13 protein-coding genes and 1 other annotated feature are annotated in these 13,394 nt (G+C 54.9%); of the genes, 10 read left to right on the top strand and 3 right to left on the bottom strand.

What is annotated here, in order from left to right:
• Nucleotides 1–5 precede the first annotated feature (5 nt).
• Nucleotides 6–1,358: a cell envelope integrity protein CreD gene (creD, locus tag ABIE11_RS14635; protein ID WP_181827309.1), complete on the top strand. Its 1,353-nt coding sequence runs from the start codon at nt 6–8 to the stop codon at nt 1,356–1,358.
• Nucleotides 1,359–1,403: 45 nt separating this feature from the next.
• On the opposite strand, the gene arcA is transcribed toward creD, so the two are convergent.
• The gene (gene arcA, locus ABIE11_RS14630) at nt 1,404–2,120 is read right to left on the bottom strand and encodes a two-component system response regulator ArcA (RefSeq protein ID WP_006174002.1); all 717 of its coding nucleotides are present in this window, start codon (nt 2,118–2,120) and stop codon (nt 1,404–1,406) included.
• 95 nt (nt 2,121–2,215) lie between these two features.
• Between arcA and yjjY the strand changes: the two genes are divergently transcribed.
• From yjjY to ABIE11_RS14595, 7 genes are all read left to right on the top strand, one after another.
• Entirely contained in the window at nt 2,216–2,356 is a 141-nt protein-coding gene (yjjY, locus tag ABIE11_RS14625) for a protein YjjY (RefSeq protein ID WP_001303782.1), read from the top strand.
• 399 nt (nt 2,357–2,755) lie between these two features.
• Nucleotides 2,756–3,442: a tRNA/rRNA methyltransferase gene (locus ABIE11_RS14620; protein WP_100777712.1), complete on the top strand. Its 687-nt coding sequence runs from the start codon at nt 2,756–2,758 to the stop codon at nt 3,440–3,442.
• A 211-nt stretch (nt 3,443–3,653) separates the two neighbouring features.
• Complete coding sequence (gene thrL, locus ABIE11_RS14615; protein WP_107704209.1) at nt 3,654–3,722, top strand: thr operon leader peptide; 69 nt, start codon at nt 3,654–3,656, stop codon at nt 3,720–3,722.
• Nucleotides 3,661–3,779 (top strand) — a sequence feature (Thr leader region). It overlaps the preceding gene by 62 nt.
• Nucleotides 3,780–3,802: 23 nt before the next feature.
• Nucleotides 3,803–6,265 carry a bifunctional aspartate kinase/homoserine dehydrogenase I gene (thrA, locus tag ABIE11_RS14610; RefSeq protein ID WP_100777711.1) on the top strand — a complete coding sequence of 821 codons (2,463 nt, stop codon included), beginning with the start codon at nt 3,803–3,805 and terminating at the stop codon, nt 6,263–6,265.
• A 1-nt stretch (nt 6,266) separates the two neighbouring features.
• Complete coding sequence (gene thrB, locus ABIE11_RS14605) at nt 6,267–7,196, top strand: homoserine kinase (protein ID WP_100777710.1); 930 nt, start codon at nt 6,267–6,269, stop codon at nt 7,194–7,196.
• A gap of 3 nt (nt 7,197–7,199) precedes the next feature.
• Nucleotides 7,200–8,486 carry a threonine synthase gene (gene thrC, locus ABIE11_RS14600; protein ID WP_429184767.1) on the top strand — a complete coding sequence of 429 codons (1,287 nt, stop codon included), beginning with the start codon at nt 7,200–7,202 and terminating at the stop codon, nt 8,484–8,486.
• Nucleotides 8,487–8,725: 239 nt separating this feature from the next.
• A complete protein-coding gene (locus ABIE11_RS14595) occupies nt 8,726–9,022 on the top strand; it encodes a DUF2502 domain-containing protein (protein ID WP_100777708.1) in 297 nt (98 codons plus the stop codon).
• A 67-nt stretch (nt 9,023–9,089) separates the two neighbouring features.
• Here the strand turns inward: ABIE11_RS14595 and yaaA are convergent, their stop codons facing one another.
• Together yaaA and ABIE11_RS14585 are read right to left on the bottom strand one after the other, a co-directional pair.
• Complete coding sequence (yaaA, locus tag ABIE11_RS14590; RefSeq protein WP_231276739.1) at nt 9,090–9,863, bottom strand: peroxide stress protein YaaA; 774 nt, start codon at nt 9,861–9,863, stop codon at nt 9,090–9,092.
• Nucleotides 9,864–9,929: 66 nt separating this feature from the next.
• Nucleotides 9,930–11,360: an alanine/glycine:cation symporter family protein gene (locus ABIE11_RS14585; protein ID WP_107702293.1), complete on the bottom strand. Its 1,431-nt coding sequence runs from the start codon at nt 11,358–11,360 to the stop codon at nt 9,930–9,932.
• Nucleotides 11,361–11,736: 376 nt separating this feature from the next.
• Between ABIE11_RS14585 and tal the strand changes: the two genes are divergently transcribed.
• Entirely contained in the window at nt 11,737–12,690 is a 954-nt protein-coding gene (gene tal / locus ABIE11_RS14580; protein WP_100777705.1) for a transaldolase, read from the top strand.
• A gap of 116 nt (nt 12,691–12,806) precedes the next feature.
• Complete coding sequence (gene mog, locus ABIE11_RS14575) at nt 12,807–13,394, top strand: molybdopterin adenylyltransferase (RefSeq protein WP_248859636.1); 588 nt, start codon at nt 12,807–12,809, stop codon at nt 13,392–13,394.

The raw sequence follows: 13,394 nt of genomic DNA, 5'->3' as shown, positions 1-13,394 counted from the left end.
AAGCAATGAAAAAATCCCCACTGTTCTGGAAAGTTAGCACCCTGATGGGGTGCATCCTGCTGCTGTTAGTTCCGCTGTTTATGGTAAGCAACCTGATTTCGGAGCGTGCCAGCTATCGCGATGACGTCGAAGATACGCTGCGCCAAAGCACCAGCGGGCCGCAGCAGCTCACCGGTCCGTTAATCGCGATTCCGGTAACGGAAATTTATTACACGATTGAAGATAAGGTTCAGGTTGAGCACAAGCGCAGTTTCCTGCACTTCTTGCTGCCGGAATCGCTGGTGATTGATGGCAATCAGCAGGTCGAATCCCGAAGCATCGGCATCTACGACGGGCAGATCTGGAGCACTGATCTGAAACTGAAAGCGCAATTTAATACGGATAAGCTGGACCAGCTTAAAGGGGAAACCATCACGCTGGGTCAGCCGTTTGTGGCCGTCGGCGTCGGTGATGCGCGTGGGATCGGTGCGGTGAACGTGTCGAAAGTGAACGGCGAAACCATGACCGTAGAGCCGGGTTCCGGCATCCTGGGGGAGCAGGCGGGGATTCACATTCCGTTGACGTGGGAGACGCTCAATGCAAAAAATATCGAACTGGAGATGGCGCTGAATCTCAACGGGACGGGCAGTTTCTCCGTCGTGCCGGTCGGGCGTAACAGCGAGCTGACGCTGCGCAGCAACTGGCCGCACCCTGGTTTTATGGGCGATTACTTACCGTCGAAGCGCGAAATCAGCGCCTCAGGATTTCAGGCCCACTGGCAAAGCAGCTGGTTTGCGAACAATCTTGAAAGCGTGTTCAGCGCGAGTGAAACGCCTTCGTTTCGTGACGTTCCAGCCTTTAGCGTGACGGTGGCGACGCCTGCCGATCAGTATCAGTTAACTGACCGCGCGATTAAGTATGCCATTTTGTTGATTGCGCTGACGTTTATGGCTTTCTTTGTCTACGAAACGCTCTCTCACCTTCGTCTGCACCCGATGCAGTATCTGCTGGTGGGACTGTCGCTGGTGCTGTTCTACCTGGTGCTGCTGGCGTTGTCAGAACATGTGGGCTTTACCCCTGCCTGGATTATCGCAAGCCTGGTCGGGGCGATGATGAACGGGGTATATCTGCAGGCGGTGCTGAAGGGCTGGAAGCGAAGCGCGGTGTTTGTCGTGGCGCTGTTAGGCCTGGACGGTGTGATGTGGTTCCTGCTGCGTTCGGAAGACAGCGCGCTGCTGCTGGGGTCGGGCGTGCTGGCGTTAGCGCTGTTTGCGGTGATGTATCTGACGCGGCACTTTGACTGGTACTCGCTCACACAGGTGAAACGCAGTATGCCGAAAAGTGAAGAGAACCCGGATTCGTTACGGATCTGGAAATAAAAAAACGGCGCGTTAAGCGCCGTTTTTACTGCATTGAGAGCGGGATTATTCCTGCAAGTCGCCGCAGAAACGATAGCCTTCGCCATGGATAGTGGCGATGATTTCTGGCGTATCCGGCGTAGACTCGAAATGTTTACGAATGCGACGGATCGTCACGTCAACAGTACGGTCGTGCGGCTTCAGCTCGCGGCCCGTCATCTTCTTCAGCAGCTCTGCACGGGACTGAATTTTGCCCGGGTTTTCGCAGAAGTGCAGCATGGCGCGGAATTCACTGCGCGGCAGTTTGTACTGTTCACCGTTCGGGCTAACCAGCGAACGGCTGTTGATATCAAGTTCCCAGCCGTTGAATTTGTAGCTGTCTACGCTACGACGCTCTTCACTCACCGTACCCAGATTCATGGTGCGGGACAGCAGGTTGCGTGCACGAATGGTTAACTCGCGAGGATTAAACGGCTTGGTGATGTAGTCATCAGCGCCGATTTCCAGGCCAAGAATTTTATCAACTTCGTTATCACGGCCTGTCAGGAACATTAACGCCACGTTCGCCTGTTCACGCAGCTCGCGTGCCAGAAGAAGGCCGTTTTTCCCGGGCAGGTTGATATCCATGATGACCAGGTTGATATCATTTTCAGAAAGGATCTGATGCATCTCTGCGCCATCGGTCGCTTCAAAGACATCGTAGCCTTCTGCTTCGAAAATGCTCTTTAACGTGTTGCGTGTTACCAACTCGTCTTCAACGATAAGAATGTGCGGGGTCTGCATGTTTGCTACCTAAATTGCCAACTAAATCGAAACAGGAAGTACAAAAGTCCCTGACCTGCCTGATACATGTCGCAAATTAACATGATCGGCCTAACGTGACTAAAGTACGTAATTGCGTTCTTGATGCACTTTCCATCAACGTCAACAACATCATTAGCTTGGTCGTGGGCACTTTCCCTCAGGACCCGACAGTGTCAAAAACGGCTGTCATCCTAACCATTTTAACAGCAACATAACAGGCTAAGTGACACCGGACACCCAATAAAACTACGCTTCGTTGACATATATCAAGTTCAATTGTAGCACGTTAACAGTTTGATGAAATCATCGTATCTGATTGCTAGCCTTTGTCACAATTTTTCAATAAACCAACTAGTTGCAGATATTGATTAATAAACAACGCGAATCCAATTCGAAAAACCAATCAATACGAGTATTATCATTATTAAACATACGGATAACTAATGTCTGTTAACATTTGAATCACTAGTTCCGTTACGGAACAGTTTAGCGCTTTTAATTCATGGTGAAACGCTATTTCGGTGATTTGTGTTGCAATTTTGTAAATTCGCGCTGCGTAATATGTTGAGCTGCGTCACACTTTTACCGGCTAACTGATTAAAAAGAGAGCAAAAATGCACTTATCGATAGTGCTGGTTTCGCCAGCACGAGCAGAAAATATTGGCGCTGCCGCCCGAGCAATGAAGACCATGGGATTCACCGATTTGCGCATCGTAGACAGCGAGGCGCACCTCGAGCCAGCCGCCCGTTGGGTTGCACATGGATCGGGTGAAATCCTCGATAACATAACCACTTACGCGACTCTCGCCGACGCGCTGCATGACATTTCTTTCACCGTCGCGACCACCGCCCGCAGCCGGGCGAAGTATCATTATTACGCGACGCCAACCGAACTGGTGCCGTTGCTGGAAGAAAAAAGCGCGTGGCTAACCAAAGCGGCACTGGTTTTTGGCCGCGAAGATTCGGGCCTGACCAACGAAGAGCTGGAGCTGGCAGACGTGCTGACCGGTGTGCCGATGGTGGCAGATTATCCGTCCCTCAATCTCGGCCAGGCGGTGATGGTCTATTGCTATCAATTAGCATCTTTAATGCAAATTCCCACGCCCGACGTGAACGACGGGGATGAAAACCAGCTGCGGGCGTTGCGCGCGCGAACGCACTCGCTCTTAACCCAGCTTGGCGTGGCGGACGATCAGAAAATGGTGGACTGGCTTCATCAGCGACTGGGGTTGCTTGAGCAGCGCGACACGGCAATGTTGCACCGATTGCTGCACGATATCGAAAAAAAATTGGCAGAATAAAAACCTGACATTTGTTTTTCGTATGGCTTAACCGTCTGTCGATAAGGGTTGCAACTGGTTGTATCCGGATAAAAATAAAACCGCAAGCAGCGGGTCGTGAAAGGGTTACAAATTGTGATCAAATTAAAAATTCATTGACTTAAGGTGCCGGATACTTTAACCCTAAAAGAATACAGGACAGACAGAAAACAACACAGAGCACACAACATCCATGAATCGCGTTAGCACCACCACCATTACAACAACCATCATCATTACCACAGGTAACGATGCGGGCTGACGCGTAACAGGAAAAACAGAAAAAAGCCCGCACCTGAACAGTGCGGGCTTTTTTTTCGACCAAAGATCACGAGGTAAACCATGCGAGTCTTGAAGTTCGGCGGTACATCAGTGGCAAACGCAGAACGTTTTCTGCGCGTTGCCGATATCCTGGAAAGCAACGCCAGGCAGGGGCAGGTGGCAACCGTGCTCTCTGCCCCGGCGAAAATTACTAACCACCTGGTGGCGATGATTGAAAAAACCATCGGTGGCCAGGATGCTCTCCCGAACATCAGCGATGCCGAGCGCATTTTTACCGAGCTGCTTCAGGGGCTGGCAGATATCCAGCCAGGCTTCCCGCTCGCCCGGCTGAAAGCCTTAGTGGAACAAGAGTTCGCACAGATCAAACATGTCCTGCACGGCATCAGCCTGCTGGGACAATGCCCGGATGGCATCAACGCGGCGCTGATTTGCCGCGGTGAAAAACTCTCAATTGCTATCATGGCGGGCCTACTGGAAGCGCGTGGTCACCATGTCACGGTGATCGATCCGGTCGAAAAATTGCTGGCGGTGGGCCATTACCTCGAATCCACCGTCGATATCGCCGAATCTACCCGTCGCATCGCTGCCAGTAAAATCCCGGCTGATCATATGATTCTGATGGCGGGCTTCACTGCCGGTAACGAGAAGGGCGAACTCGTGGTGCTGGGCCGTAACGGTTCCGACTACTCTGCCGCCGTGCTGGCTGCTTGTTTGCGCGCCGATTGCTGCGAAATCTGGACGGACGTTGACGGCGTCTATACCTGCGATCCGCGCCAGGTGCCGGACGCAAGGCTGCTGAAATCGATGTCGTATCAGGAAGCGATGGAGCTGTCGTATTTCGGCGCGAAAGTCCTCCATCCACGCACCATCTCCCCGATTGCTCAGTTCCAGATCCCTTGCCTCATCAAAAATACCGGTAACCCGCAAGCGCCAGGCACGCTGATTGGCGCGAGCCATGATGAAGACGATTTGCCGGTTAAAGGCATCTCTAACCTGAATAACATGGCGATGTTCAGCGTCTCCGGTCCGGGGATGAAAGGCATGGTCGGCATGGCCGCACGTGTGTTTGCCGCGATGTCACGCAACGGTATCTCCGTTGTGCTCATCACGCAGTCCTCCTCTGAATACAGCATCAGCTTCTGCGTGCCGCAGGCGGATTGTGGCCGTGCGCGTCGTGCGCTGGAAGATGAGTTTTATCTGGAGCTGAAAGAAGAGCTGCTGGAACCGCTGTCGATCCAGGAACGCCTGGCGATTATCTCGGTCGTCGGCGACGGAATGCGCACCCTGCGCGGGATCTCCGCCAAATTCTTTGCCGCGCTGGCACGCGCCAACATCAACATCGTGGCCATTGCCCAGGGCTCTTCCGAGCGCTCGATTTCGGTTGTGGTGAGCAATGATGACGCGACCACCGGGGTGCGTGTCACGCACCAGATGCTGTTCAACACCGATCAGGTGATCGAAGTATTCGTCATTGGCGTCGGCGGTGTGGGCGGCGCGCTGCTGGAGCAGGTGAAGCGTCAGCAGGGCTGGCTGAAGAACAAACATATCGATCTGCGCGTTTGCGGCGTGGCGAACTCCCGAGCGCTGCTGACCAACGTCCACGGGCTGAATCTGGAAAGCTGGCAGGATGAACTGGCGCAGGCGAAAGAGCCGTTTAATCTTGGCCGTCTGATTCGTCTGGTGAAAGAGTATCACCTGCTTAATCCGGTGATTGTGGACTGTACCTCAAACCAGGCCGTCGCCGATCAGTATGCTGACTTCCTGCGCGAAGGTTTCCACGTGGTGACGCCGAACAAAAAGGCCAACACCTCGTCGATGGATTACTACCATCAGCTGCGCACCGCGGCCAGCAAGTCTCGCCGTAAGTTCCTCTACGACACCAACGTCGGCGCGGGGCTGCCGGTCATTGAGAACCTGCAAAACTTGCTGAACGCGGGTGATGAACTGCAGCGCTTCTCCGGCATTCTCTCCGGTTCCCTGTCGTTTATTTTCGGCAAGCTGGATGAAGGGATGAGCCTCTCGGAAGCCACCCGTGAAGCGCGTGAGCTGGGCTATACCGAGCCAGACCCGCGTGACGATCTCTCGGGTATGGATGTCGCGCGTAAGCTGCTGATCCTTGCCCGTGAAACCGGCCGTGAGCTGGAGCTGTCGGATATCGTCATCGAGCCGGTGCTGCCTGCAGGTTTTGATGACAGCGGCGATGTCGCTACTTTTATGGATCGCTTAGCGCAGCTGGATGACGACTTTGCGGCACGTATCGCAAAAGCCCGTGATGAAGGCAAAGTATTGCGCTATGTTGGCAACATTGAAGACGACGGCGTGTGCCGCGTGAAGATTGCTGAAGTGGACGGGAACGATCCGCTCTTTAAAGTGAAAAACGGCGAAAACGCCCTGGCGTTTTACAGCCACTATTATCAGCCATTACCGTTGGTACTGCGCGGTTATGGCGCAGGGAATGATGTGACGGCGGCGGGCGTGTTTGCCGATCTGCTGCGTACCCTGTCATGGAAGTTAGGAGTTTAACATGGTCAAAGTTTATGCCCCGGCTTCCAGCGCTAATATGAGCGTCGGATTTGATGTGCTGGGTGCGGCGGTAACGCCCCTCGACGGTTCGCTGCTGGGTGATACCGTCACCGTCGAAGCGGCGGACAGTTTCAGCCTCAATAACATTGGCCGCTTCGCCAACAAGCTGCCGCCAGAGCCGCGCGAGAATATTGTCTACCAGTGCTGGGAGCGCTTCTGTCAGGAGATCGGTAAAAACGTGCCGGTCGCCATGACCCTTGAAAAAAGTATGCCGATTGGCTCCGGGCTGGGTTCCAGCGCCTGTTCCGTCGTCGCCGCGCTGGTGGCGATGAACGAACACTGCGGCAAACCGCTTAACAACACCCGCCTGCTGTCACTGATGGGCGAACTGGAAGGGCGCATCTCTGGCAGCATTCACTATGATAACGTCGCGCCGTGCTTCCTTGGCGGGATGCAGCTGATGATCGAAGAGAACGGCATTATCAGCCAGCAGGTGCCAGGCTTTGATGAGTGGCTATGGGTGCTGGCCTATCCTGGGATTAAAGTTTCGACCGCTGAAGCGCGCGCGATTCTGCCCGCGCAGTATCGTCGTCAGGACTGTATCGCGCACGGTCGTCATCTGGCGGGCTTTATTCACGCCTGCTATACCCGTCAGCCTGCACTTGCCGCGAAGCTGATGAAAGATGTGATTGCCGAGCCGTACCGCACCAAACTGCTGCCGGGCTTCAATGAAGCGCGTGAGGCGTCACTGGATATCGGCGCGCAGGCGTGCGGTATTTCGGGCTCAGGCCCAACGCTGTTCGCCCTTTGTGATAAGCCGGACACCGCGCAGCGCGTGGCAGACTGGCTGGCGAAAAACTACCTGCAAAATCAGGAAGGCTTTGTTCATATTTGCCGTCTGGACACGGCAGGCGCACGAGTACTGGGATAAACGATGAAACTCTACAATCTTAAAGATCATAACGAGCAGGTGAGCTTCGCGCAGGCGGTGACTCAGGGGCTGGGCAAAAATCAGGGGCTGTTTTTTCCGCATGATTTACCGGAGTTTAGCCTGACGGAAGTCGATGACATGCTGAAGCAGGATTTCGTCAGCCGCAGCGCGAAAATCCTCTCTGCTTTTATTGGCGATGAAATTCCTCACGAACTGCTGGAAGCGCGCGTGCGCAATGCGTTTGCCTTCCCGGCACCAGTGAAATCCGTTGAGCTGGACATCGGCTGTCTGGAGCTGTTCCACGGCCCGACGCTGGCGTTTAAAGATTTCGGCGGGCGCTTTATGGCGCAGATGCTGACGCACATCAGCGGCGACAAACCGGTCACGATTCTGACGGCGACGTCTGGTGATACTGGTGCAGCGGTGGCTCACGCGTTTTACGGCCTGAAAAACGTGCGCGTGGTGATCCTCTATCCGCAGGGCAAAATCAGCCCGCTACAGGAAAAACTGTTCTGTACCCTCGGCGGTAACATTGAAACCGTCGCCATCGACGGCGATTTCGATGCCTGTCAGGCGCTGGTGAAACAGGCCTTCGACGACGAAGAGCTGAAAGTGGCGCTGGGGCTGAACTCGGCGAACTCAATCAACATCAGCCGTCTGCTGGCGCAGATTTGCTACTACTTCGAGGCGGTGGCGCAACTGCCGCAGGAAGCCCGCAATCAGCTGGTGATTTCTGTCCCAAGCGGCAACTTTGGCGATCTGACCGCCGGGCTGCTGGCCAAATCCCTGGGCCTGCCGGTGAAGCGTTTTATCGCGGCGACCAACGCCAATGACACCGTTCCACGCTTCCTGAAGGATGGCAAGTGGACGCCAAACGCGACGCAGGCGACGCTCTCTAACGCGATGGACGTGAGCCAGCCGAACAACTGGCCGCGCGTGGAAGAGCTGTTCCGCCGTAAGATCTGGCGTCTGGGCGATCTCGGCTATGCGGCCGTGAGTGATGACACCACCAAAGCGACGATGCGTGAGCTGAAAGCGGTGGGGTATACCTCCGAGCCGCATGCGGCGATTGCCTATCGTGCGCTGCGCGACCAGCTTAATCCGGGCGAGTACGGCCTGTTCCTCGGAACGGCGCACCCGGCGAAGTTCAAAGAGAGCGTGGATGAGATCCTGGGTGAATCGCTGCCGTTGCCAAAAGAGCTGGCCGATCGCGCCGATCTGCCGCTGCTGTCCCACACTCTGCCAGCAGATTTTGCGGCGCTGCGTCAGCTGATGATGACGCGCGGGTGAGGGTTGTGCCGGGTGGCGGCTTCGCCTAACCGGCTAACAGAACGCACATAGCTAGCTAAACCGGGTTCGCCCGGTTTTTTTATGGAGAAAATAAGGAGAAAAAATGCAGGGAAAAAGCAGAAATTCCCAATAAATGCGCTCACTTAGAGATTAGGATTGCAGAGAATAACATCCCCGACTTCCCTCACGTAATCTCCTTACATCGGCCCACGTTGGGCAAGAATATGAAGGAGTCACCTATGTCTAAACTGAAACCTGCAATGCTCGCACTTTCGCTGATGCTGGTCGCTCCCGCAGTGGTACAGGCCGGAGAGATCACGCTGATCCCGGCGGTTAAATTACAGATTGGCGATCAGGATAAAAGCGGGCACTACTGGGATGGCGGCCGCTGGCGCGACCATGACTGGTGGAAATCGCATTACGAATGGCGCGACAACCGCTGGCATCCGCATGACGAGCATCGCGAACCTCACGATAATCGTCATGGCGATAAGCATGATAACCACGGCAAGGGGCCGGACTGGAAACATCATTAACACTGCCGGATGGCGCTGCGCTTATCAGAGCGACGAGTCGCTCCGGGAAGCGTAGCGCCACGGGGAATTACTGCTCGTGACGCTTAAACACCAGTTCGCCTTTCCCTGACGCTTCGCCGTCAAAGAAATACCCTTCGCTGTTAAAGTGAGTCAGCTGTTCTGGCTTCGTCAGGCGGTTTTCGATGATGTAGCGGCTCATCAACCCGCGCGCTTTCTTGGCGTAGAAGCTGATCACTTTGAACTTACCGTTCTTCTCATCCAAAAATACCGGCTTTATGATCTCGGCGTTCAGCTTTTTCGGCTTCACGGATTTGTAGTATTCGTCAGATGCCAGGTTGATCACGATGTTATCGCCCTGAGCGCTCAGCGCGTCGTTCAGCTTCTCGGTGATGATATCGCCCCAGAAGTGGTACAGATCTTTGCCTTTGGCGTTTTCCAGACGAATGCCCATCTCCAGGCGGTACGGCTGCATCAGATCCAGCGGGCGCAGCACGCCGTAAAGACCCGAGAGCATACGCAGGTGCTGCTGGGCAAAATCGAAATCGGCTTCGCTGAACGTTTCCGCTTGCAAGCCGGTATACACATCACCTTTAAAGGCGAGGATCGCCTGGCGGGCGTTTTTCGGCGTAAAGTCCGGCTGCCAGTCGTGGAAGCGGGTGGCGTTGAGATCGGCGAGTTTGTCGCTGATGCTCATCAGCTTGCCAATCTGCGGGGCGGAAAGTTTGCGCGCCTCACGGATCAGCTGCTGGGAATGATCCAGCAGTTCGGGCTGGGTATAGCGCTCGGTGGCGAGCGGGCTCTGGTAATCGAGCGTTTTTGCAGGTGAAATCAGAATCAGCATATCCAGTCCTTGCAGGAAATTTAGTGCGACTTTAGCAAAAAAACGGCCTGATTTGATCGATGACTGTTATTGCCGTGGCAAATCATCCCAGCTGCCCGGGGCAATTTGTGACTCGATTTCGGGATAGCGGGTGGCGTCAAACACCGGCCTCACGCCCAGTTTCCGCTGGCGTAGATAATCACTGGCAATCAGCGTCACCACCGGCGACAGCAGCAGAATGGCTGTCAGATTCGTGATTGCCATCAGCGCCATAATCACATCCGCCAGCTGCCAGACCAGCGGCAGGCTCATCACCGAACCTGTCAACACCATACCGACGAGCGCGACGCGCAGACACCACAGGGTGTTGCGTGAATCGATGCGCAGGAATATCAGGTTATTTTCGGCATAAATGTAATTGGCGACGATGGAACTGAAGCTGAAGAGAATCACAATCAGCGAGACAAATCCGGCACCCCAACTGCCTGAGAGGTTCACCAGCGCCTGCTGGATGATCTGAATTCCGACGGCATCCGCGGAATGAGTCACCGGCCCCGCCAGCAGCACAATCATCGCGCTGGCTGAACAGATGATAATGGTGTCAGTAAACACACCGATCATCTGCACGATCCCTTGAGCCGCCGGGTGAGGGGGCCATGACGCTGCCGCCGCGGCCGCATTTGGCGTCGAACCCATACCGGCTTCGTTAGAGAACATACCGCGCTGGAAACCTGCGGTCAGCGCCTGGCTGAGGGTGTATCCCAGTGCGCCAGCGGCGGCTTCTCGCCAGCCAAACGCGGCTTTGAAAATGGTGGCGATCACCCCTGGAACCTGTTCGAGATGCGCGGCGGTGACCACCAGGCTTGCGATCACCCACAGCAGGGCCATGGCCGGAACCAGCCACTGCATGAGGCGCGCAACGCCTTTGATACCGGTCACGATCACCAGCAGCGTCAGTACCGCCAGGACGACACCCGTTATCCATTCCGGGAAGTCGAAGGCATAGCGCACAGCATGGGCCACGGAGTTGGCCTGAACGGTGTTAAAAATAAGACCGTAGGCGACGAGAAGGAAAAGGGAAAACAGAACGCCCATCCAGCGCATACCCAGTCCTCGGGCCATGTACCAGGCCGGGCCGCCGCGAAACTGACCATGCTTGTCCCGCTCTTTGTAGAGCTGCGCCAGCGAGCACTCTGCAAAGGAGGTCGCCATTCCGATAATGGCTGTGACCCACATCCAGAACACGGCGCCAGGGCCGCCCGCGCTGATGGCGAGTGCCACACCGGCGAGATTCCCGCTGCCGACGCGTGCCGCAAGACTGGTGCAGAGCGCCTGGAAGGACGTTAATCCGCCGGGCTGGGGGCTGACGCTGTTTTTAAGACTTTTGCCAAACTGGCGAATGTAGCGAAACTGAATAAAACCGCTGCGAACGGTAAACCAAATCCCGGCCCCCAGTAACAGATAAATCATTACTGAGCCCCACAGAACTTCATTGATAAACGAGAAATAGTCCGGCATTAACGTCCCTCTTGTTGATGCCACCTTCTTACCCCTCCTGCTTCGGGCCACAGGTGCGTTGGCTGTGCTCGTTCACCCCAGTGACGGACGTATCGCTTCCGGGGATTCGCTCGCCTGCCGCCTGTCTGCAACGCGAATGTTTTAGGGTAAGGTTAGATTGTTGAGTAAGCCTGCTGTTAATTAGCACGCTGTTAATATTCAGAGTTTACCATACTATCCGTAAGCGCACTGTCTGCGGTTGCGCTGTCATTCCGTCGTGTTATCATCATGGCAGACCGGTTACATCCCCCTAACAAGTAAACCTGTCATTTTTCCGCTGCTGGCAGGCTGTCGGTAGCGTGAATTATCCAGGGCACGTTAAAAGAGAAACACTATCATGACGGATAAATTGACCTCCCTTCGTCAGTTCACCACTGTCGTAGCTGACACCGGAGATATCGCGGCAATGAAGTTGTACCAGCCGCAGGATGCCACAACTAACCCTTCTCTGATTCTTAACGCCGCGCAGATCCCTGAGTACCGCAAACTGATCGACGAAGCTGTCACCTGGGCGAAAGGCCAGAGCAACGATCGTGCGCAGCAGGTTGTGGATGCAACTGACAAACTGGCTGTGAACATCGGTCTGGAAATCCTGAAACTGGTTCCGGGTCGTATCTCTACCGAAGTTGACGCGCGTCTGTCCTACGACACCGAAGCGTCTATCGCGAAAGCCAAACACCTGATCAAACTGTATAACGATGCGGGCATCAGCAACGATCGTATCCTGATTAAACTGGCTTCTACCTGGCAGGGCATCCGCGCTGCAGAGCAGCTGGAAAAAGAAGGTATCAACTGTAACCTGACTCTGCTCTTCTCCTTCGCTCAGGCACGTGCTTGTGCAGAAGCGGGCGTGTACCTGATTTCTCCGTTCGTGGGCCGTATTCTGGACTGGTACAAAGCCAACACCGACAAGAAAGAGTACGCAGCATCTGAAGATCCAGGCGTGGTTTCCGTCACTGAAATCTACGAATACTACAAACAGCACGGTTATGAGACTGTCGTGATGGGCGCAAGCTTCCGTAACGTCGGCGAAATCATCGAGCTGGCTGGTTGCGACCGTCTGACCATCGCCCCTGCGCTGCTGAAAGAGCTGGCAGAGAGCGAAGGCGCACTGGAGCGTAAACTGAGCTACACCGGCGAAGTGAAAGCGCGTCCAGAGCGTATCACCGAGTCCGAGTTCCTGTGGCAGCACAACCAGGACCCAATGGCAGTAGACAAACTGGCGGACGGTATCCGTAAGTTTGCTGTTGACCAGGAAAAACTGGAAAAAATGATCGGCGATCTGCTGTAATCATTTTTCATGGCCGGGAGCTTCTCCCGGCCACGTTACTTCTTTCGTCCCCTGTCTGATTTTCCCCTCTGCGTGTATCATTCCCCTTAATCAGTATTGTTATGAAGGGAATGGATATGAATACCTTACGCATCGGCTTAGTGTCGATTTCTGACCGCGCCTCCAGCGGCGTTTATGCCGATAAAGGCATCCCGGCGTTAGAAGAGTGGCTAGCTGCCGCACTGACCACCCCATTTGAAGTGCAAACCCGCTTAATCCCGGATGAACAGCCGATCATCGAGCAAACCTTGTGCGAGCTGGTGGACGAAATGAGCTGCCATCTGGTGCTGACCACCGGCGGTACCGGGCCTGCGCGCCGCGATGTGACGCCGGATGCGACCCTGGCGGTGGCCGATCGCGAGATGCCAGGTTTCGGTGAACAGATGCGCCAGATCAGCCTGCATTTTGTGCCAACGGCGATTCTTTCGCGCCAGGTAGGGGTGATCCGCAAACAGGCATTGATTCTCAATCTGCCGGGCCAGCCGAAGTCGATCAAAGAGACGCTTGAAGGTGTGAAAGCCGAAGACGGGAAAGTGGCGGTGGCCGGGATTTTCGCCAGTGTACCGTATTGTATACAGTTACTGGACGGCCCCTACATTGAGACCGATCCGCAAGTGGTAGCAGCTTTTCGTCCTAAAAGCGCGCGACGCGAAACAATCTCCTGA

The organism is Lelliottia sp. 489, assembly GCF_050435885.1.
Classification (GTDB): domain Bacteria; phylum Pseudomonadota; class Gammaproteobacteria; order Enterobacterales; family Enterobacteriaceae; genus Enterobacter; species Enterobacter nimipressuralis.
The sequence above is the reverse complement of the archived record's forward strand: the minus strand, read 5'-3'. Positions and strand labels throughout refer to the sequence as shown.